Genomic DNA, 21,202 nt, shown 5'->3' with positions numbered 1-21,202 from the left:
GAGGAAGTCCATGCAAACAAATCGTTTTGTACTGGCTGGTACGGGCAGTGGCGTAGGTAAAACAACTTTCACTATTGGACTGATGAAGGCTCTACAAAATAAGGGAAAAGTTGTGCAGGGCTTTAAATGTGGTCCTGATTATATAGATCCAACCTACCACACAGCTGTAACGGGGAGAGTATCACGAAATATTGATAGCTGGATGTTTTCACAGGAGGCTGTACGAGATATTGTTGCGCGTGCAAGCATGGATGCAGATGTTGCCATTATTGAAGGCGTTATGGGCTTCTATGATGGTAAAAGTCCTTTATCTGATGAAGGCTCTGCTGCAGACATCAGTGTTGTCACAGAAAGTCCTGTCATTTTAATTGTTAATTGTGCAAGCATGGCTCGAAGTGTTGCAGCAGTTGTAAAGGGCTTCCAATTGCTATCTGATAAGCCGAATATAGTTGGTGTGATTGCGAATCAGGTTGGCAGTGTCGGTCATTATGAAATTGCGAAGGCTGCGATTGAACAGGAATGTGGTATCCCTGTTATTGGATACTTAAAGCGTGAGAAGGGAATTGATATCCCTAGTCGCCATTTAGGACTAGTGCCTGCAATTGAGCGTGGAGAACTGGATTCATTTTTTGAGAAGCTAGGTTCATTAATGGCAGAGACAATAGATCTAGACCAATTAATGAACTTAACAAAGGCTCCTGTTTTACAAGAAGCAGGGCAGCTATTTGCGGAAGAACCATCGCAAAATATTTGTATTGCTGTTGCAAAGGATGCAGCATTTAACTTTTATTATGAAGAAAACTTAGCGCTACTACGTGCAAAGGGAGCAACACTACAATTTTTCTCACCGCTTGCCAATGAAGCTGTGCCTGCTGAGGCTAACGGGCTTTATATTGGTGGGGGCTTCCCAGAGGAATTTGCGGAAACACTAGCAAACAATGTAGAGGCCAAAAATTCTATTCGTGAAGCAATTGCCAAAGGTTTACCAACATTAGCGGAGTGTGGGGGCTTTATGTATCTGACAGAGGCCATTTCAAATAAAGATGGTATGCGTTTTGATATGGCAGGTGTTATTCCTGGTGAAGTTGCCATGCAAACAAAGCTAGCAGCTCTTGGCTACCGTGAAATTTTTGGCACTCAAAATAATTTCTTAATAGGTACAGATGAAGAGGCTAAAGGACATGAATTCCACTATTCAACGTATAGCGGCTCACATAATACGCCTGCCTATCAAACAAAAGGGCGTTTTGGGAAAAAGCAAGAGGGCTATCAAGAAGGAAATCTAGTAGCTGGCTATACACATTTTCATTTTGTATCAAACCCAAAGCTTGTTGACAACTGGCTATCAGCTTGTAAGAAGGTGAAAAATCATGACTAATTATTTTCCAATCCATATTAATATTGAATACAAAACTGTAGTGATTGTTGGAGGCGGGCATGTGGCAACGCAGAAGGTAGCATCATTGCTTCCAGCTAAAGCAAATATCGTTGTAGTTAGTCCAACTCTAGACGACTCATTGCTGCCACTGGTGGAAGCAGGGCAAATTACATGGCGTGAAAAAGAATTTGAACCTCGTGATTTAGATGATGCATCACTGATCATTGCTGCGACAAATGATACACCAGTAAATGAGGCTGTACAAGAAGCTGCTCAGCATTGGCAGCTTATCAATCGTGCGGATGCGCAAGCTGAGAGTGATTTTATCACACCGGCAACTGTACGTCGTGGTCCCTTAGTGCTCACAGTATCAACGTCAGGTGCTAGTCCAGCATTAGCAAGAAAAATCAAAGCCGATCTCGAAGAACAATTTGATGAGATATATGATGACTACGTATGCTTTTTACAACAGGCACGATTGATGATTGCTGCAAAGTTTGAAAAAGGTCAGCAAAGACGTGCCGCGTTACAAGCATTACTAGAACCAAACTTACTTGAATGGACACGTCGAGGTGAGATTGATAGACGTGAAGCCTACTTACAACAATTATTGATGGGAGAAGTGCAATGAAGGATGGAATGGTTTATTTAGTGGGAGCTGGACCAGGAGACCCCAAGCTTATTACAGTGTATGGGCTTGAATGTATTCAGAAGGCAGATGTTATTGCCTATGATCGTCTTGTGAATCCTAAATTGCTAGAATTTGCAAAAAAGGATGTAGAGCTTGTGTACTGTGGTAAATTACCTGGCAAGCATCACCTTATTCAAGACGAGATTCATGCATTACTAGTTGAAAAAGCGCAGGAGGGCAAAATTGTCACACGATTAAAGGGAGGAGATCCATTTGTTTTTGGTCGTGGTGCTGAGGAAGCCGAGATATTAAAAAATCATGGGATTGCCTATGAAATCGTACCTGGAATAACTGCTGGAATTGCTGCTCCAGCATATGCAGGTATTCCTGTTACACATCGAGACTTTGCAACAAGCTTTGCGCTCGTAACAGGTCATGGTCGTGAAGAAAAGGGGCAAGACTTTTTAAACTGGTCTGCACTGGCAACAGGCATTGATACAGTTGCCTTTTATATGAGTGTTGGCAATATTGCCTATATTTCTAGAAAGTTAATTGAGCATGGTCGTAAGGCATCTACCCCAGTTGCTGTGATTGAATGGGGCACAACAGATCAGCAGCGTACCATTACAGGCAAGCTAGATGAAATTGCTAGCATTATTGAACGAGAGGGCTATCATAACCCTTCTATGATTATTGTTGGTGATGTCGTCAATGTTCGAGAAAAAATTCAATGGTTTGAAGAGCAGGGACTTGCTTTTTCGTAAAAGATTCAAATGGAGGGAACAGCATGACTGTAATAGAGGCATTAAAAAATCGCCGAGCGATTCGTAATTATACAACAGAGCCTGTTGAGAAAGAGAAAATTGAGCAAATTTTACAAGCGGCTACTTATGCACCAAATGACCGTATGCGTGAGCCCTGGCATTTTTATATCATCCAAGATGAGGCAATGAAACGTTATGAGGAAATGGCAAATGCTTATTTACAGGAACGTTTTCCAACTAAGCCTAATTTGGTAGAAAGTTCATTGAAAGTTGTGCAAACGACACCTGTAGCCATTGTGGTAACAGCAGATATTGTGGAAGATGATGCTGATGCAACAGAAGATAACGTCTTTGCTGTTTGTAGTGCGATTATGTCCATGTGGCTTGCAGCAGAGGAGCTAGGGCTTGGCTTTGTCTGGCGTACACGTGGCGTAGGGCTAGTTCATGATGAAAGAATGCATACCTTTATTGGAGCAAGTCAATCGCAAAAAGTAGTAGGTACTATTTTTATAGGCTATCCAGAGGAGCAGGAGCTTAAAGACAAGAAGCGTACCCCGTTTGAAGAAAAAACAACATGGCTTTAAGGGAGGCTTAAAAAATGGCTAGAAAAGGCTTGTTTTTAGTTTATACAGGTGAGGGGAAGGGCAAAACAACTGCCTCACTTGGCGTCACATTACGCGCAGTTGGAAGAGGCCTGAATGTTCGTTATATGCAATTTATTAAATCACCAGAGCGTACATATGGAGAGCAAATTGCACTAAGAAAGCTTGGCGTGGAAATGGAGCAGATGGGAATTGGCTTTACTTGGACCAAAACGCCAGAAGAGCATCGCGCTGCATTAGCAAAGGCTTGGAAAAAAACAAAAGCAGCTCTGCAAGACGACACGATTGATTTACTCGTTTTAGATGAACTGAACAATGCGCTGGCAATCACAAAGTTTCCAATTGATGATGTGCTACCCTTAGTAGAAGTTATTGAAGCCATACAACAGCGTCCTTCTACCATGCATTTAGTCGTAACAGGGCGCAGTGCAAATCCAGCACTTATTGCCATGGCAGATTTAGTGTCAACAATTGAGGCGACAAAACATTATTATGATGAGGGAATTCCAGCTGTCAAAGGTCTTGAATTTTAAGCATATAGAAAGCAGCAGAAATCTGTGTAAAAACCAGCTTCAATTATTAACATGGAGGAAAAGATGATGCCAGCAAAATCAATCATGATTCAAGGAACAGCTTCAGATGTAGGAAAAAGTATGATTTGTACTGCGCTATGCCGTATTTTCTCAGATGATGGTCTAAAGGTAGTACCGTTTAAATCACAAAATATGGCGCTTAATTCATTTGTGACGCAAGAGGGCGGCGAAATTGGCCGTGCACAGGGAGTACAGGCGGAGGCTGCACGTGTTGTTGCTACGACTGATATGAATCCTATACTGCTAAAACCGAAGCAGGATATGGTATCTGAAGTCATTGTGCATGGTAAGCATTTTTTAAATATGGACGCCAAAAGCTACCGCAATCAATTTGTTCAGGAAGCAATGCCCATTGTAGAAAAATCTGTACGAACTTTGCAAAATACATATGATGTCATTGTACTTGAAGGAGCGGGCAGTCCTGCAGAAATCAATTTAAAAGATCGTGATATTGCAAATATGCGAATGGCCCATTTAGCAGATGCAGCAGTTGTGCTAGTTGCAGATATTGATCGAGGTGGCGTCTTCGCCTCTATTGTAGGGACACTCGCATTGCTTGATGAGTCAGAGCGCGCACGTGTGAAGGGGCTCATCATTAATAAATTTAGAGGCTTGCGAGAATTACTCGATGATGGTATTGAATGGGTAGAACGTGAAACGGGCATTCCTGTATTGGGTGTTGTGCCATATGTCGATGTCAATATTGAAGCGGAGGATTCACTCGCATTATCTGCTCTTCGCTTTAAAAAGCCTAAACCTGGAGAGTTCGCCATTGATGTAGCCATGATTCGTTTGCCGCGTATTTCAAATTTTACAGATGTAGATCCATTTTTTGATGAGCCAGAGGTCGGTGTTCGTTTAATTGGTAACGTTCAAGAGCTAGGTACGCCTGATTTACTGATACTACCTGGGACAAAAAATACGATGGATGATTTAGTTTGGTTAAAGGAACAGGGCTTCGACCAAGCAATCGCTAACTTACGCCAGCAAGGAACAAAAATTATTGGCATATGTGGTGGCTTTCAAATGCTTGGCGAAACATTATTAGATCCAGAGGGTGTAGAAGGAAGCGGAGATTCAGCGCTGGGGCTAGCATTATTGCCAATGGAAACAGTTTTCGTTGGAGATAAAAAAACGGTGCAAATGACTGGAACAAGAGGTCAGGATACATTTTCTGGCTATGAGATTCATCTTGGACGAACAAGGATTTTACGTGATGAAGTGTCACCATTTTTACAATTAGCTGATGGGCGGGTAGATGGTGCAGTAAGTGCTGATGAGCAAGTAATAGGTACGTATTTTCACGGCCTATTTCATAACCGTCACTTTACACGACAGCTTATCAATGATTTGCGTATAAAAAAAGGGCTACCTGCTTTAGCAAGTGATGTTAAAAGTGATGCAGAGCGTCGGGAAGATGCCTATAATATGCTCGCTAAGCATGTTCGTGCGAATCTCGATATAAATAAAATATACGAAATCATGAATATAGAGGTATCTGTATGACAAGAAAAGGACCGTTAGCCATTGATTATGAGGCATTATGGCAGGAAGGTATGAAGGATTGGCATGGACAAATGCCTGAAAGAATGGTCGATGATCAGTTGGAAGAGCAATTCTGGGCACAGTCCATTGCACGTAAAAAAATAGGAAAGACAGATCCCTATGCTGCAAAGATTTTTCAAGAAATAAAAAAGCGTATTCAACCAGAGAACTCTGTATTAGAAATTGGTCCCGGCTGGGGCAATTATACATTTCCACTTGCTGATTATGTGCAAAGGCTAACGTGTGTTGATAGCTCAGCCAGTATTCTTCGCTATCTTCAGAATTGTATGCAGGACAAACAGCACGTTTCTTATATCCATACAAAATGGGAAAGTCTTGCGGAAGATGAGGTAGAGGCTCACGATATTGTGATTGGCGTCAATTGTTTTTATCGAATGTATGAAATTAAATCGGCACTTCATCATATGAATCGTCTCGCTAAAAAGAGAGCAATTATTGGAATGACAACAGGGCCAATTCAACCGCATTATGATATTTTGCATGAAAAATTTGGCTATGAAATTAAGTTTCCACGAAGAGATTATATAGAATTTTTAAATTTACTTTATGAAATGGATATATATGCTGAGTGTAACATCATCCCATTAGAGCGAGTTTATGAATATGAAAGCTATGAGCAGCTTGTCACAACTCAAAGTAAAAAAATATTAAATACTACGTTTAATAGAGCACATGTTGAGGAATCGCTCAAGCCCTTTATTGAGGAGAAGAACGGACGTTATTATTATCGCCATGATTTTCATGCGGCACTTGTATCATGGGAGCCGAAATAATTATCAAACCTTTGGAAAGCTTGTTACCAAAGGTTTTTCTTATTGTTCACAATAAGGTACAATAAAGTGATAGACATAGAAGTGAGGTGGCATATGTGCAACTACATTTTTTAGGAACAGGCGCAGGAATGCCTTCAAAGGAACGAAATACAAGCGCCCTGATGGTTAAACTTTTGGATGAGATAGGAGAAATGTGGCTGTTTGATTGTGGGGAGGCGACCCAGCATCAAATTTTGCATACTCCTCTAAAACCACGTAAAGTTACGAAAATTTTTATTACACATTTACATGGTGATCATATTTTCGGTTTACCAGGTTTTCTAAGCTCTCGATCATTTCAGGGCGGGGATGAGCCATTAACAATATTTGGACCAAAAGGTTTACAGCAATGGGTTGAGCAAACCTTTGCCTTATCAAAAACTCATTTAACGTATGCCATACAGTTTATTGAAGTTCATGAGGGTGTAATTTATGAGGATGCACATTTTAAGGTGATTGCAGGAGAACTTCAACATGTTGTTCCATGCTTTGGCTATCGGATTGAGCAAAAAGATTTGCCGGGTGAACTGTTAATGGATAAAGTGCAGGCTTTTGGTGTTCCCAAAGGTCCTTTACTAGGACAATTAAAAGGTGGAATAGATGTAGAGCTTGACAATGGCACAATTATTCATGCGAAGGATGTTGTTTCACCACCCAAAAAAGGCTTTACACTGACTATTTTAGGCGATACAAAATACTGTCAGGAGTCAGTGTTATTAGCAAATAAAGCCGATATTATTATTCATGAAGCTACGTTTGATGGCACTACATCGGGTCTAGCAGCCAGCTATGGACACTCTACAAATGTTGAGGCAGCAATGGTCGCACAACAGGCAACTGCAAAATTTTTACTATTAAACCATTTAAGTGCACGTTTTATGCTGGATGATTTACCAATTTTTTTAGCAGAAGCACAGGGAATTTTTCCTCAAACTGCTCTTACATCTGATCAGGAAGTGTTTACCTGGTATAACAATAAATTATTTTAATATAATATAAAAATGACAAGCACCTTTTGAATGAAGTTTCATTTAAAGGTGCTTTTTAATATTCATAGTTTCAAATATAGGTAAGAATTCATACCTAATATCTTTGTTAAATTACTTCCAAAAGCTCAAAAATAACAATCTAATAGAATTTAGCACTTTTATGAAATATTTAGCTCTGTTAAAAAAATAGACCAAACTATTTAGATTTTTTCATGGCTGAAAAATCGGACTATTTATTACAAAATTGTGACAATTTATTTTACCTATAAAATTATTATTCTAGATTTAATAAAAAATTAATGAAACCGCTTGAATTGATATTGTATGATGAAATGGAAATAATCGTATGTTTTTGGGGGGATTTATGGATATGCGGAAATCTATGAAATGGAAAATGCTACTAGAAATTATGGGTATTGTTGTAGTAATAATTGGTGCTTTTTCTATTTATATTTATCAGGCAACATACAAAAGTGTAAAAAACAATGGGGAGGCGCTTGCAAGCTCTATCGTCATGGGAATTGAGGGTGCTATTCAATCAAGAGAAAAGGCAGAAGAAATCATGGAAAAGGAAATGATTGCTGAGTCAGTCATGGCCTCTTATATTATTGATCAGGGCGCTACATATGAGGATTTAAAGGCTATTGCTGAGCGTGGAGGTATTGATGAAATATGGAGTACGGATGATAAAGGAAACACAACTGTTACTTCTGTAGCACCAACAGTTGACTTTAACTTCGGCTCTGATCCAAACGGACAGGCAGCAGAATACATGCAGCTTTTAGATGGTCGTGCAAATGAAATTGTACAAAAGGCGCAAGTTCGTGATGTGGACGATGAATTTTTTAAATTTGTTGGTGTAAGTAGTTGGAATCCAGCAACTCCACAGATTGTGCAAGTTGCACGGCATGGACAGCAATTATTAGACTTAGAGGCTAGTATTGGAAGTGAGTATTATATAAACCAGCTAAATAAATATTTATCCTCAACTGTTCTATTTGCAGCTATCGTGAATGACAAAGGTGAGACAATAACAGCCACGGCAGATAAAAATCTTGAATCCATTGGCTTTTCACCCGCACAATTTTCATCATCAGATGCAGCTGAATTTTCAGGCAAATATGATGGTACTCGTGTTACACAATATGTAAAGCCTCTTTCAAATGGCACTTATCTAGCTGTTGTTGTTTCTAATGTAGTACTTTCACATATTTTAATGGGGACAATTGTTGCTTCACTTATCGTTGTATGTGTTATTTTCTTAACAACAGGTATATCAATTTCAAGGCAGGTTACTCGAATTTTAAGTGTTCGTAACTCATTAGAAGAGATTAGCAAGGGTGAGGCTGATTTAACCAAACGTATCAACGTCAAAGCTAAAGATGAAATAGGTCAGTTAGTAGCATCGTGTAACGGTATGATGGAAAATTTCCAACTGATTATGAGTGACTTAAAGCAGGAGGCTAGCCAAATTAAAGAGGCTACATACATAATTCAAGAGAATGCTTATCAGACACTTAATTCATCTGAAACGATACAGGAAGAATCTAGTCAGGTTGCTCAAGCCTCGTTTCATCAGCAAAAAAATACGGAAGATAGTGCCCACTCTATGGAGGAATTGGCACGTAGTATTCAGCATATTTCAGAATCAATCACTGAAATATCTACGATTTCCCGTAATACGGAAGAAAATGCGAGTAACGGCTTGCAAATAATGAATAATCTCCAAAATCAATTAGTTCAAATTCATGATAAAACAAATCTTTCCGTTGAGAGTACGCATGAATTAGAAAAATTATCAGGCATGATTGGTGAATTTACAAATGTTATTACTGGCATTTCAGACCAAACAAACTTATTGGCACTAAATGCATCTATTGAGGCGGCACGTGCTGGAGATGCAGGTAAAGGATTTGCGGTAGTGGCAGAAGAGGTACGCAAATTGGCTGAGGATTCAAAAGTAGCGGCTGATCGAATATCTGAAGTCGTGATAAATGTTCAAAGGGAGACAGCAAATATTGTATCTGTTATCCATTCAACTGCAGAGGTTTTACAGGCTGGTCGTGACATTGTCCATGAAGTACAGCATTCTTTTGAGGGCATTACGAATGATGTACAAGTATTAGCGGAACAGGTAGATTTAGTGTCTAGTTCTACTGAGGAAATTGCAGCAAGTACAGAGGAAGTGACGGCTACGATGGAAGATGTTTCATTACTTGCAAAACAGACGTCTGAAAGTGTTGATGCAGTTGCTCAAAAGGCAAAAGTTCAAACTACGAGCATGAATGAAATGACAACAATTATTGATATGCTAAATACAACAGCAGAGAATCTACAACATTCAGCAGGAAGATATAAGGTTTAAAATAGCTGACAAACATTTGGTATAAATAAGAAATATAGTGAAGTTAATAGATGATTTTCGTATAATGGAGTGAAAGGGGAGTGGTTTATATGAATCAGCAAAAAATGCCACCAGCACTTTTACGATTAATCGTTATTTTTCCAAATGTGCTGAGCTATTTATTACTAATTGGCCTTATCATTTTTGTTATTACAAATTATGAAACATTAAAAACTACGGATAATTTAACAGTTTGGCTTATTTTTATTGTAGTACTTGCACCTGCTGCAGCCTACACAACCTTTAGTATTGTAAAGAAAATTCGTGCTGGACATATGTAAATGCAATCACGTGTCATCGTTTAATTGGCGAACGACACGTGATTTTTCATTTGCTATACTAGTAAATGAAAAAACTTAGAATATTATTGGTGGAGGTCAAATGAAAAAATATAGTCTAGCGCTGCTCATTCTTGTTGTCTTCTTTATTATCCCGCCCAAATCCAATGCGCAAGTTAACTGGGATGGAGCAGAAATCGTAAAGGGACAAACAGGAAAAATGACATTTTCAAAGGATGTTAAAGTCTATAAGAAAAATTCTAATGGTACATACACCTCTATGACAGTTAAACGAAATAATTTTTTCCGCGTCTATAATATAGAGAAATATGACCAAAAAACGTTTTATTGGATGAGCTCAGGCTACCGCGTACAAGCTACAGATTTAGTCATTTTTAAGGAAGTGCCTACAGAAATTCGCTCTTCCTTTTATAACAATCCCGCTTATATTGTGAGTAATCGTCAAGGAACAAAAGCCTATTTTGAAGAAAAATACCCAATGATAGATTTAGCATATGGGCAGCATTTATTGAGCGAGCATGTACCAGGAAATTATTCTGCAGAGGTTTATTTTGACAAGGGGAAATTAAATTATGTTTATAGTTTGGAAGAAGGAAATATAGTTAGTGGTACTGTTGATGGTACTGATATTAGAATTGTAGAAACAACGACAAGAGATAAAGGCTATTATGCAGTAACAACAGATACACAATTGCTAATGGGTCCAATGAATGGAGCTAGAACAATCGAATGGAATCCACCGTCTACATTAAATGATGTTAATTCCCTGAATAAAATGTTTGCTTATCCAAAGGGTTCTGCTATTCAATCTTTAGGGATAGAGGTCAACGGTTACCTTAGGGTACAATTCATGACAGGGGAAAGAGGCTATATGCCAGCAAATCTATTGAAGCCTGTGAATAATCAAGGCAAACGTTATATCCGCTACGGTGTTATTGCTAAAGGTATAGATCATTCTCAACAGGTAGAGCTGAAACGATTTGATGAAGTATCGTTCTATACAGAAAATGAATATATCGCATTAATCGCGGTTAATGGAAAAATGTATACTGTTCCTAAAAATGTGCTAGCCATAAAAATGCCAAATGAATCTCCAGTGATTACGTCCTTTTTACCAAATGATAGGCTACAAAAGCTAGAATATCAGAATATTGCAGGAAAAAGAGTCTACAAAAGAACAGCCGATGATCACTTTAAGGCTGAGGATTATTACTACATTACGTACCAGGAAACAGATCAAGCCTTTAATTTTGAAATGGATGGTGTCAAATACTCTTTTACAAAGCCTTTAAAGGAAGGGGCAATCATTACTCGCTTAAGCGGAACGGCTCAAGATCAAGGATATGTACGTGCCATTCATTACTCGCTCATGACCCCAGAAGGAATGTTTGAAAATGTAGTTGAAACATCCTTTGACCAGTTTTTTGCACCAGGCTATGGATTACTAGCAAATACTAGTGATCGGTTGATATTTTTTTAAACTGAAGCAAGGTAGTTTTTTGTTTAACAAGAAACTGCCTTTTCTTTGTTATGAGCGAATAAAAACAATCTATCTAGAGAAACTAAAAAAGATATTTGAAAGTGAGGTATGTTTTTATGAATCCAATAAATTGTGATCTTTCTCCAATGAAACAAACGTTAAAAGATGAGCTTTTGCAGGTCATCGTTACATTACAGCAAAGTGTAGAAGCTATGGATATAGATACAAATTGTCTGCTTGGAAATTTTGAAAAGATTAAAGAGAAATTTATTTCAATTGAAATGAAAGCAGCAACTTTTTATTTAAATTGTTATCTTTCCCCGTTTACTGAAAAATATCCAGAGCTATCGCATTGTGTACAAAATATGTCGATGCGAAGACATGGAGGATTAATTGTTATTGAAAGGGAAGATTCTTTAAAATCATTCATACAGCCTGGGGTTCATATAGGAGCAGAGTTAACCCATTCCTTATTAGAGACTATTTTCTTTCCAGGAAATCCTCTTCATGATGGCGCCGTTTTAGTAAATCAAAATCTAATTGACTCGGCTGCAAATGTATTACCACTTTCAGAACGTTATACGGGGGAGAAGAAATTAGGAACAAGGCATAGAGCAGCATTAGGATTAAGTGAAGTAAGTGATGCATTAATTATGGTGGTATCTGAAGAAACAGGAAGGATTTCGTTCGCCTTTAAAGGTAATTTATATCCGATTACTACACATGGCATTATATAGTGTGAGCTTCACACTGATATTTATCTTGAATTCAAGATATTTTTCTTGCCTGTTTATCACTTGCGTTGTAAAGTGATAAATGAAAGGAGGATGGAGCGATGCGAAAACATACACTTGGGTCACTGACTTGGATTAGAATGATGCGTTTTACAACACAAAGTAATCAGCTATCTAATGAATTTTTAAAGCGATTTGATTTAACAACAGCCCAGTTCGATGTTCTTATTCAAATTAAGACCTATGCACCAATTACACAATCACAATTGGCAGAGAAAGTAACTGTCACGCAAGGTGGAATGTCTCGAATGCTTGCGAGGCTTGAAAAAGAAGGGCTTATTGAACGCAAGCAAAATTGGAAAACGAAAACAATTTCATTAACTGCAATGGGCGAGCAAATGATCGATGCTGCGACACCAAGTCAGTTGCACTTTCAATCCTCATTTTTTGAAGAGGTACTAACAGAAGAAGAAATGAAATCTTTATATACACTTATGTCAAAGCTTGAAAAGCATAGTCGTGAAAAAAAATTACCACCTCTATGATTTTTTTTAGATTATCACTTGCTTAGTCAAGTGAAAACTGGGAGGAAATAAATTATGAATAAATTAAGTGGACACCACCATATATCCATGCTAACGAAAAATGGCAAACGCAATAATGACTTTTATACAAAAATTTTAGGTTTACGAAGAGTGAAAAAAACGGTGAATCAGGATTCGCCATCGATGTATCACTTATTTTATGGAGATTTAACAGGAGCAGCAGGTACTGAATTAACGTTTTTTGAGATGCCTGTAGCAGGACGTACCGTTCGGGGCACAAATGCCATTACCCGCATTGGCTTACTCGTGCCAAGCAGTGCTAGTTTGCAATATTGGAAAGAACGTTTTCAACAGTTAGAGGTCAAACACAGTGATATTACAACCTATGCAGGAAAAGATGCATTGTTTTTTGAAGATCATGAAGGCTTACGGATGGTGCTTTTAAACTATCATGGTCACGAAATACCCACTCATTGGCAGTCTTGGGATGGCACTGAAATTCCTGAAGAGCATCGTATTCTAGGAATGGGTACGGTTGAAATAACAGTTCGTTACTTACAAAGAACGGTAAATTTATTAAAGAATTTATTTGGTTATACAGTTATTACAGAAGGTGAAAAAGAGGTAGTGCTGCAATCCATTGCAGGTGAAGTACTAGGCGAAATTATTGTCAAAGAATTAGAAGGACCAAGTGAAAAACCAGGGCGGGGTAGCATTCATCACCTTGCACTACGTGTGGCGACGGTTGAAGAATTACAGGAATGGGATGCCAAAATTAAGGAGCAAGGCTTTGATAGTACGGGTGTTGTGGATCGTTATTATTTCCAAAGTCTTTACTTTAGAGATCGCAATGGTATTTTATTTGAAATGGCTACAGACGGTCCAGGATTTACAGTTGATTCAACAGTAGAGGATCTTGGCAAGGAGCTTGATCTTCCACCATTTTTAGAAGAAAAACGCACAGAAATAGAAGCTATTCTAGAGCCATTAGAATAATAATGCTTTGATAATGCCTATATATTGCGGTTTAAGTAGGGGTTAGTTATGAACTAGCCCCACTTTTAGCCCCATTTTCAATCACACGGTCAAATATATCGATAATTTTATCTTCCATTTCTCTCAATACATGCCCGTATGTTGTATGAATTATTTCAGGTGTATTCCCTAATCGTTCGGCAATGGCTTTCACAGGAATATCATTATTCATCAAAATTGTAGCGTGTGTGTGCCTTAATCCGTGTATAGTGGTAGCTGGCAATCCAGCTGCTGCTACAATACGGTTGAAAATGGCATTTCATCCTGTAGAAACAAAAGGTTCTGCAGTGTTTGGCGATATAAAAATAAAAGAACTATCTTTCGAAATATCGTCTTGTAATTTCCGACCATGCGACAGTAACAGTGCTTTAACAGCTGTTCGATAACTCTTTAACTGCTGTAAAACAACAGCGTCTATTTTTATGGATGCCAACTGGAATGTATCAACCACATATAGAGGAGTATGTTAAAGACGGCATTATTCAGGAATAACATTTAAAAGATTTACAGAATGGTACAATGACCACTGATCGTTTAATTGGTCTGTATATTACAATTCAACAATGAAGTAGTAAATAAATGAAGTGAGAGCAATTATTATTAAGAAATTTTAAAAAATGCTAAGATTGAAAAATAGAGTGGGAGGAAAATAAATTGATTACATTAAAAAATATGAACCAAGAAGAGTTCAAACAATATATCAGTTTCGCAGTAGAAGATTATGCAAAAGACAAAATCGCTTCTGGAAACTGGAGTGAAGATGAAGCAATTGACTTGTCGAAGAAATCATTTGATCAACTGCTACCAAAAGATGAGAAAACCGAGAATAATCATTTATTCTCTATCTTTAACAATGATATTTTAGTTGGAATGATTTGGATTGCACAAAAAGGTCCTACAAAACCTAATGAAGGTTTTATTTATGATTTTATGATTTTTGAACAATATCAAGGACAGGGTTATGCTAAGAAAGCAATGAAAGAAATTGAAACTATTGCTAAAGAGTTAGGTATAAATAAAATTGGTTTAAACGTTTTTGGTCATAACAAAATTGCACGTGGCTTATATGAAAAAATGGGTTATGAAATTACGAATATAACAATGGCTAAAACAATTTAATATTATACCAGAAGAGCCCAGGTAATTTAATTTTGAGCTTGAGCTTTTTTCTTACCAAATCATTCTACATAATGTTTCAACATTATTGATGGACAACTTAATACTCCACACTTAAAGGATTTACAGAATGGAACAATGACGACTAATCGCTTGATGGGGTTGGATATTACGATTCAGCAACGTAGAAGTAATATAATAATTTGTAGAGCTTGTCTATTTAATTACTTCAAGCCTTGTATTAGTGTTATTCAAATATATAAATTAATTTATGACAAAAGGCTGTCGAAAAGAAATATTGCGACAGCCCCACTAAATTTAAACTAGATGTTTTACCATTGTGTAATAGCTGCTTCCAGGAGGATAATCTTTTATTTCCCCAACAACTTGATAGCCCTTTGCTTCATAAAATGTACGTGCTTGGAAGTCATATGTAGTTAACAATACCTTCGTAGCCCCCATCTGCTTGGCTGTTTCTTCAGCTTTCGTCAATAGTTGTCCACCGATACCTTTTCCACGGTATTCTTTACTAAACCAAAACTTGTTGATTTCTACCCATCCCCAATAAACATCAGCTGTGATGCCACCAATCCATTGTTTATGAGAATCTGTGACGATTAGGTTTAACGGACGAATAGAACCTTTTTGTCTACTTTCTTTATGATATGATGAATGTTCATTATTGTACTCTTTTATCTTGGTATTTAAAAATGTAGTAAAGTTATCGTGATTTTCTAGTAAGACTTCAACTTGATATTCCATATTAATCCCCTTTCAATTTACATTATTATCCTTTATAACGATTTATTAATTATTACCACTTATGCCCCATGGCTGAATTCTAGTTTATTACTCTATTATTACCCCTATTCCTTAAATCTTTTTGCTTTAGCATTTTTTTAGGGAATTTAACTTAAAAAACTAGGACTAACTTAGTAGTATTATAAAGCTTCACACAGTGTGAAGGTCAAGTTTTTTATTGTTTTAAAACTAATATATAGGAGTATCATTATCAACTTTGTACTATCTCCAAAATTAAATTTGCTAGAAATATCAAAAGAGTTGTATTTGTAGGGGCGCAAGGCTGTAGAGGGTTTAAATATGAAGCCTAGTTAAATCATCAAATATAGAAGAAACCCAAAAATGTCCAGTGCCTTTCTATAATTGGTTATAGTATCGATAATAACCCAAAAAATGTTCAGTATAGTATTAGCCTGATTCCAAATACTAAACTTGTTTCAAAAATATTTAGCATAAGGAGGCTTTTGTTAATGAGATTTCTTACATGGGGTGTAATTGGAGCTGTTATTTTAGGTGTAGCTAGAGGATTGCAAAATGGTAATCTTCAACAGTTCACAAAAAATATTTCGAATAAATTAAATCTGCAGAATGCTCAACAAATGATGCAGCCATTACAACAAATGGCACAACCATTGCAGCAAATAACTCAGCCTTTGCAACAGATTAACCAATCTTCACAACAGACGAAGCAACCACAACATCAAACAAATCAATCGTCACAACAAATGACACAACCATTACAAGCTGTAGCAAATAATTTAACTGGTAATTCATCAAAACAATAAGGTATAAGTCCAATTCTTCTTCTATAGACCTGAACAAATATTGTTTTGGTCTATAGTTATTACATAAATTAAAAAGTACCAATCGTAGGGGAGACTTGTGAAAGTTCGATTAGGGAATTTCATAACGATTGGAAATACATAATTAAGTATTTACATTGTAAGTCTTATTTAGACTCACAAAATACTCCATGTTTACAATGACACTTTTGAATAGAAGTTTAAGGGTGTAAATGTAACTTTTCTGTTACTTAAAAAATATCGTATGCGAGAAATAATTTGGATATTGTTTGGATGTGGTACACCTAATGATGAACAAGAGCCAGATCCAACTGAAGAGCCTTCTGAACAACAAGAAGATCAAAATCAAAATGATAACCAAAATAATTAAAAAGACGAAAACCAATAGAATTTTGTATTTTCTCTAGCTAAATATCTCAAAAAAACCATTCCTGTGTGGTCTTAATTTTTTATGGTGTTACATTGTGTGGTATGCTAAATACAATTGGGAAGTACGTTTGAAGCATTGATACATAAGCAAAGTAATTGTCTCGAGTACTAGTAGCATGAGTTTTATTAAACGAAATAATGAAATGACCAGGACCTATTTTAAATGAGTGCCTGGTCATCCAGCTTATGATTCGAAGCATGATCGTGATAACTTGTGAAAGATAGTTAAATGTTAGGAGATAGTTTCAATGACTTTTCGTAGATGAGATTCAAAAAAAGAAAGAACAGAATATGGATGATTAAACATACTAAGACTAGTAGTACAAACCATGGCCTTGGTTTGTACTACTAGTCTTAGTGTATGTTTTACTATTTAATTCTAAAGATTGAGTGCGAGAGCCTTCCACAATCTATTAAAGTATGTAATTCGAATTATACTAATTAAGGTATTTTTTCTTAGATTATATTTCTTGCAAAATATTTAATAAATGAAGTAATGAAGGTGGTATGGTGTGGGTAAAAAAGACGATAAAAAAGAAAAAGGAAGCCTTTCAGCTTCCCAAATCTTAAGAATTCCTTCGCTTAGAAGTTTTCCGCTATTTTGTGGGCTTGTCGGATGGCCTTTTCTTTTAACTGTGAGGCTTGTTCAGGATACTCGGCCATCCCTTCAACAAAGATGCCTTTAAAGTCAGTTATTCCAACAAACTCCATAATGACTTTTAGGTGACGGTGCCCCATTTCAAAACTTTCGGCGGGCATATTTGAGCCAGGTGATAAAACACTTCCGCTAGCTTGAATAAGGAGCGCTTTTTTATCACCGAGCAAACCAACCCTACCAACATCAGGAAGATATTTGAATGTCTTACCTACAATACAGAAAGAGTCAATATATGCTTTCATCACTGGAGGATAGGAATAATTCCATATAGGAGTTACAAAGATATATTTATCTGCGGCCACAAATTGATTGGCAAGCTCATTAATACGACCGATTTTCGTTTGCTCCGCATGCGTTAATTCCTCGAAAAGAATTCCACTTTTAAGCTTGTCCCACCCGTTTAAAACATCAGAGTCCAGATGGGGGATATTCATTTTATACAAATCGAGATGGATCACCTCATCTTGCGGATGAGCTGAACGGTAAGCTTGCATAAATTCTTTGCCTACCGCCATGGAATAAGATTGCTCATCGCGTGGATGAGCTGTGATATAAAGTACTGTTGACATAATAAAAAAACCTCCTGTTTCTACAAGTAGTGACTGCCGATTTATTTGCGGGACAAAACGTCCACTATTTGGCGTGTTGAGACGTTAAGCCTGTTGTAAAGATTAGCTGTGGAGATACCAGTAATGAGCGTAGCCAGTGCAGCTTCATCATAGTGAAGAGATGCTTCCATATACACTTTGTCTGGTACCGAATCGGTCTGGTTATATAGTCGAGTTATCGATTCACTGAGCGCTAGAGCAGCACGTTCCGCGTCTGTGAAATTTGATGTTTGATGCCAAGCAGATACGGCTAGAAGTCGCTCGACTGATTCGCCAGCAGCCATTGCGATACGGGAATGAAGATCCACACAGACACTATCACCGTTGATTTGACTGGTACGAAGATAGGTAAGGTAAAGGGTACCAACTGGCACACCGTTTTTCTCGGCTGACGCAAATAAAGCATTGCCCAACGCTTGCAAGGATTGGCCCACTTCAGGCAAAAGCATAACTGGATTTCTCATTCTTGATTGCATAGTAAACACTCCTTTGTAGATATAATAGAAACCCTTAAATTGGCCTCTCACTATAATGACGTGTCAAATGGAGAGAGTGTGACCGACACAGATGATTGGCTTTTTGTCACATTGGCTGAACTTCAATCGTCAATATGATGTAAAATATTATTAATGATAAAAGATAATGAAGGAGAATTCAGTCTTATGGAAGAACAATTCGAATCGTACCGAAATCATTTGCAGGCATTGGCTTACCGAATGCTTGGGTCTTTGACAGAAGCGGAGGATGCGGTGCAAGAAACTTGGTTACGTCTTCATCGTTCAGAAAGAAGTGAGATTGAGAATTTAGGAGGATGGTTGACCACAGTCTTATCGCGGATTTGTCTCGACATGTTACGTTCAAGAAAAGCCAAGCATGAGGAATTCATGAACGAAGCTTTGCCCAAAGTTTTTGCTAACTCTGAAGACCGATACAATCCAGAACAAGAAGCACTGTTGGCTGAATCAGTTGGACTTGCACTACTTGTTGTAATTGACAAACTAAATCCAGCGGAACGAATTGCCTTCGTGCTACATGATATCTTTGCCATGCCATTCAACGAAATTGCACCCGTTGTGGGGAAATCTGAACTTGCCACTAGAAAGCTTGCGAGCCGTGCGCGTCAAAAGGTAAGAGGAAAAGAGATGAGTTCACAGGCCGATTTGGATCGTCAGCGTATACTTGTTGATGCTTTCCTTGCTGCGGCATACGCTGGAGATTTCGATTCGCTGGTAGCGGTACTAGATCCGGATGTAGTGCTTCGAGATGATCGTGAAACAGGCACTCGAACTGAAACTCGAGGAGCCATGACCCTAGCCAAGAAGGTAGCAGGGCGCGCCAAAGCTGCGCAGGTGGCCCTTGTGGATGGATGCATCGGGGCGATTGCAGCTCCAAACGGGAAGTTAATTTACGTGATTCAATTCACAATAAAAGATGAGAAAATTGCCGAGGTAGACTTGATCTCAAACGCTACTCGCCTTGAGCAACTTGACTTAACGATATTGAGTGATTGAAAGACCAACTACATTCCTTTTACTGTTAAATGAGATATAGATAACCCATTCCAAATTGTGCAAGCTTTAGCGAAAAATAAGGGTATACATGTTATAGCAATTGAGTTTACTGACGGGAAAAAATCCTTAGTTGAAATTAATGAAAAATTTTATAAAACTTTAATCCAAACAATATTTTAATTCTAACACTCATTTTCTGAGTGTCTTTGTTTTGATAGTAAATTTGAAGAAGTATTAAAGAACCTAGGTTTTGAACAGTCGAATATTGAAAAGTATGTATACGGCAAAGAGAAGAAATTTGTATTAACAAAATAAGGTATAAATAAGTGTAAGCCTGTTATCTTCATAGATAGTGGGCTTTTTTGTAAAAAAAAAACAGACGACTGTGTTGGTTATCTGTTTAGAATAAGTTTTATCTGTACTATTTGCTCTCTATTGGGAAAAATACTGCAACTTCGTTTTTTTCTGGTGAAGTGGTATTCGGATCTGTCATGTATATATCGAATGGAACACCCGCTAATTTAAAATTATGTTCATCAATCCATTTTGTAGTTGTACATATACTTTTGGCACTTCATCATATAAGCCAATATAATTTACTTTTGCACATTTATGGGGTTCGCAAATTCTGGAACCCTCGTTGCTTTCTAAAACAGGAACTGCAATTTCCATATCATAATTTTCTGGGATATAGTCTTCGCTATGAAAAAATGTCATTGGTGGGCCCACTGGAGTAAGTTTTTTTGCTCTAATTTGTATGAATAACTCACCAAGAACATTCCCATAATCCTTAACATTCATTTTCTTTCTGATATAAAAAATATTCATTTTCTGATTATCTACAATCTCTACGACAAAATTCCTTGCATTCAACATTAAATTTCCTCCCTTAGTTAAGTTATTTACATCTGTCTTCATCCGAGTTAGCAAATAGGAGTATTTTTGCATTAATTGGGTAGTTTCATAAATTTCCATCTCAATCAATGGTTTAAGGAACTGGCTATCAGCGATAACTGCTTTAATCTCATTTAATGAGAAATCATATTCTTTAAGTCTTTGGATAAATAGAACATCTTCTAATTGAGAGGTTGCATAATATCTATAACGATTTTCTTTATCTAAATATGCTGGTTTCGGGAATGGTTGCGAAAAACATACTCCAGCATTGGATATGCTCCCACTCAAGGGCGATACAATTATTGGGAATGATGTGTGGATAGGAAAAGATGTAACCATTATGCCTGATGTAACTATTGGGGGCGGAGCAATTTTTGCAGCAAATTCTCTTGTAGCAAAAGATGAGCCCTTCATATTGTTGGGGAAACCCTTCTAAAGAAATATAAAAACGATTTTCTAAAATGATAATGTAATCTTAAAAAATTTTCTCTTTTTTATTTAAACATGCCATTACTTGTCATGTTTTATGGTTAAAATAGTTTTGTTC

24 protein-coding genes and 1 pseudogene are annotated in these 21,202 nt (G+C 37.4%); 19 read left to right on the top strand and 6 right to left on the bottom strand.

Annotation, left to right across the window (positions count from 1 at the left end):
* Window positions 1-10 precede the first annotated feature (10 nt).
* The 14 genes from AC3WOM_RS16565 to AC3WOM_RS16500 all read left to right on the top strand — a co-directional run bounded on the left by AC3WOM_RS16565 (window position 11) and on the right by AC3WOM_RS16500 (window position 13,793).
* A complete protein-coding gene (locus AC3WOM_RS16565; RefSeq protein ID WP_492447642.1) occupies window positions 11-1,378 on the top strand; it encodes a cobyrinic acid a,c-diamide synthase CobB in 1,368 nt (455 codons plus the stop codon).
* Entirely contained in the window at window positions 1,371-2,009 is a 639-nt protein-coding gene (locus tag AC3WOM_RS16560; protein WP_492447641.1) for a precorrin-2 dehydrogenase/sirohydrochlorin ferrochelatase family protein, read from the top strand. The genes AC3WOM_RS16565 and AC3WOM_RS16560 overlap by 8 nt, the downstream gene beginning before the upstream one ends.
* Window positions 2,006-2,773, top strand: a complete 768-nt coding sequence (cobA, locus tag AC3WOM_RS16555) for a uroporphyrinogen-III C-methyltransferase (RefSeq protein WP_492447640.1) — start codon at window positions 2,006-2,008, stop codon at window positions 2,771-2,773. Before AC3WOM_RS16560 ends, cobA begins: the two co-directional genes overlap by 4 nt.
* A gap of 23 nt (window positions 2,774-2,796) precedes the next feature.
* Complete coding sequence (locus AC3WOM_RS16550; protein ID WP_427539130.1) at window positions 2,797-3,357, top strand: nitroreductase family protein; 561 nt, start codon at window positions 2,797-2,799, stop codon at window positions 3,355-3,357.
* A 14-nt stretch (window positions 3,358-3,371) separates the two neighbouring features.
* Entirely contained in the window at window positions 3,372-3,908 is a 537-nt protein-coding gene (locus tag AC3WOM_RS16545) for a cob(I)yrinic acid a,c-diamide adenosyltransferase (protein ID WP_492447639.1), read from the top strand.
* Window positions 3,909-3,974: 66 nt separating this feature from the next.
* The gene (locus tag AC3WOM_RS16540; protein ID WP_492447638.1) at window positions 3,975-5,474 is read left to right on the top strand and encodes a cobyric acid synthase; all 1,500 of its coding nucleotides are present in this window, start codon (window positions 3,975-3,977) and stop codon (window positions 5,472-5,474) included.
* Window positions 5,471-6,307 (top strand): class I SAM-dependent methyltransferase, encoded by an 837-nt coding sequence (locus AC3WOM_RS16535; protein WP_492447637.1) that lies wholly within the window; start codon window positions 5,471-5,473, stop codon window positions 6,305-6,307. Before AC3WOM_RS16540 ends, AC3WOM_RS16535 begins: the two co-directional genes overlap by 4 nt.
* Window positions 6,308-6,402: 95 nt before the next feature.
* Window positions 6,403-7,335 carry a ribonuclease Z gene (gene rnz, locus AC3WOM_RS16530; protein WP_492447636.1) on the top strand — a complete coding sequence of 311 codons (933 nt, stop codon included), beginning with the start codon at window positions 6,403-6,405 and terminating at the stop codon, window positions 7,333-7,335.
* A gap of 370 nt (window positions 7,336-7,705) precedes the next feature.
* Window positions 7,706-9,700 (top strand): methyl-accepting chemotaxis protein, encoded by a 1,995-nt coding sequence (locus AC3WOM_RS16525; protein ID WP_427539115.1) that lies wholly within the window; start codon window positions 7,706-7,708, stop codon window positions 9,698-9,700.
* An 89-nt stretch (window positions 9,701-9,789) separates the two neighbouring features.
* On the top strand, window positions 9,790-10,020 hold the full coding sequence (locus tag AC3WOM_RS16520; RefSeq protein WP_427539112.1) for an acyl-phosphate glycerol 3-phosphate acyltransferase: 231 nt from the start codon (window positions 9,790-9,792) through the stop codon (window positions 10,018-10,020).
* 100 nt (window positions 10,021-10,120) lie between these two features.
* A complete protein-coding gene (locus tag AC3WOM_RS16515) occupies window positions 10,121-11,518 on the top strand; it encodes a hypothetical protein (RefSeq protein ID WP_492447635.1) in 1,398 nt (465 codons plus the stop codon).
* Window positions 11,519-11,634: 116 nt separating this feature from the next.
* Complete coding sequence (gene cdaS, locus AC3WOM_RS16510; protein ID WP_492447634.1) at window positions 11,635-12,255, top strand: sporulation-specific diadenylate cyclase CdaS; 621 nt, start codon at window positions 11,635-11,637, stop codon at window positions 12,253-12,255.
* A 98-nt stretch (window positions 12,256-12,353) separates the two neighbouring features.
* Window positions 12,354-12,797 carry a MarR family winged helix-turn-helix transcriptional regulator gene (locus AC3WOM_RS16505; RefSeq protein WP_492447633.1) on the top strand — a complete coding sequence of 148 codons (444 nt, stop codon included), beginning with the start codon at window positions 12,354-12,356 and terminating at the stop codon, window positions 12,795-12,797.
* 54 nt (window positions 12,798-12,851) lie between these two features.
* A complete protein-coding gene (locus AC3WOM_RS16500; protein WP_492447632.1) occupies window positions 12,852-13,793 on the top strand; it encodes a ring-cleaving dioxygenase in 942 nt (313 codons plus the stop codon).
* Between the two features lie 46 nt (window positions 13,794-13,839).
* On the opposite strand, the gene AC3WOM_RS16495 is transcribed toward AC3WOM_RS16500, so the two are convergent.
* Complete coding sequence (locus tag AC3WOM_RS16495; RefSeq protein ID WP_492447655.1) at window positions 13,840-14,085, bottom strand: tyrosine-type recombinase/integrase; 246 nt, start codon at window positions 14,083-14,085, stop codon at window positions 13,840-13,842.
* A 6-nt stretch (window positions 14,086-14,091) separates the two neighbouring features.
* Window positions 14,092-14,265: a hypothetical protein gene (locus AC3WOM_RS16490; protein WP_427539097.1), complete on the bottom strand. Its 174-nt coding sequence runs from the start codon at window positions 14,263-14,265 to the stop codon at window positions 14,092-14,094.
* Window positions 14,266-14,486: 221 nt separating this feature from the next.
* Here AC3WOM_RS16490 and AC3WOM_RS16485 point away from each other — a divergent pair, with 221 nt between their 5' ends.
* On the top strand, window positions 14,487-14,951 hold the full coding sequence (locus AC3WOM_RS16485; RefSeq protein ID WP_492447631.1) for a GNAT family N-acetyltransferase: 465 nt from the start codon (window positions 14,487-14,489) through the stop codon (window positions 14,949-14,951).
* Between the two features lie 315 nt (window positions 14,952-15,266).
* Here AC3WOM_RS16485 and AC3WOM_RS16480 read toward each other — a convergent pair whose 3' ends face one another.
* Entirely contained in the window at window positions 15,267-15,710 is a 444-nt protein-coding gene (locus AC3WOM_RS16480) for a GNAT family N-acetyltransferase (protein ID WP_492447630.1), read from the bottom strand.
* Window positions 15,711-16,219: 509 nt separating this feature from the next.
* Here AC3WOM_RS16480 and AC3WOM_RS16475 point away from each other — a divergent pair.
* A complete protein-coding gene (locus AC3WOM_RS16475; RefSeq protein WP_427539088.1) occupies window positions 16,220-16,534 on the top strand; it encodes a hypothetical protein in 315 nt (104 codons plus the stop codon).
* A gap of 262 nt (window positions 16,535-16,796) precedes the next feature.
* On the top strand, window positions 16,797-16,922 hold the full coding sequence (locus AC3WOM_RS16470) for a hypothetical protein (protein ID WP_427539085.1): 126 nt from the start codon (window positions 16,797-16,799) through the stop codon (window positions 16,920-16,922).
* Window positions 16,923-17,563: 641 nt separating this feature from the next.
* Here AC3WOM_RS16470 and AC3WOM_RS16465 read toward each other — a convergent pair.
* Together AC3WOM_RS16465 and AC3WOM_RS16460 are read right to left on the bottom strand one after the other, a co-directional pair.
* Entirely contained in the window at window positions 17,564-18,208 is a 645-nt protein-coding gene (locus AC3WOM_RS16465) for an NAD(P)H-dependent oxidoreductase (protein WP_492447629.1), read from the bottom strand.
* A gap of 41 nt (window positions 18,209-18,249) precedes the next feature.
* Window positions 18,250-18,723 (bottom strand): carboxymuconolactone decarboxylase family protein, encoded by a 474-nt coding sequence (locus tag AC3WOM_RS16460; protein ID WP_492447628.1) that lies wholly within the window; start codon window positions 18,721-18,723, stop codon window positions 18,250-18,252.
* 186 nt (window positions 18,724-18,909) lie between these two features.
* On the opposite strand from AC3WOM_RS16460, the gene AC3WOM_RS16455 reads away from it, so the two are divergent.
* On the top strand, window positions 18,910-19,758 hold the full coding sequence (locus tag AC3WOM_RS16455; protein WP_427539076.1) for a sigma-70 family RNA polymerase sigma factor: 849 nt from the start codon (window positions 18,910-18,912) through the stop codon (window positions 19,756-19,758).
* A gap of 516 nt (window positions 19,759-20,274) precedes the next feature.
* On the opposite strand, the gene AC3WOM_RS16450 is transcribed toward AC3WOM_RS16455, so the two are convergent.
* The gene (locus AC3WOM_RS16450) at window positions 20,275-20,943 is read right to left on the bottom strand and encodes a MerR family transcriptional regulator (protein WP_492447654.1); all 669 of its coding nucleotides are present in this window, start codon (window positions 20,941-20,943) and stop codon (window positions 20,275-20,277) included.
* On the opposite strand from AC3WOM_RS16450, the pseudogene AC3WOM_RS16445 reads away from it, so the two are divergent.
* A pseudogene (locus AC3WOM_RS16445) lies at window positions 20,891-21,079 on the top strand (hypothetical protein); the annotation flags it as partial. The gene AC3WOM_RS16450 and the pseudogene AC3WOM_RS16445 sit on opposite strands and share 53 nt — an antisense overlap.
* Window positions 21,080-21,202 lie beyond the last annotated feature (123 nt).

This window comes from Lysinibacillus sp. FW301-JW8, assembly GCF_058788755.1.
This window is presented reverse-complemented; position numbering and strand designations above follow the sequence as displayed.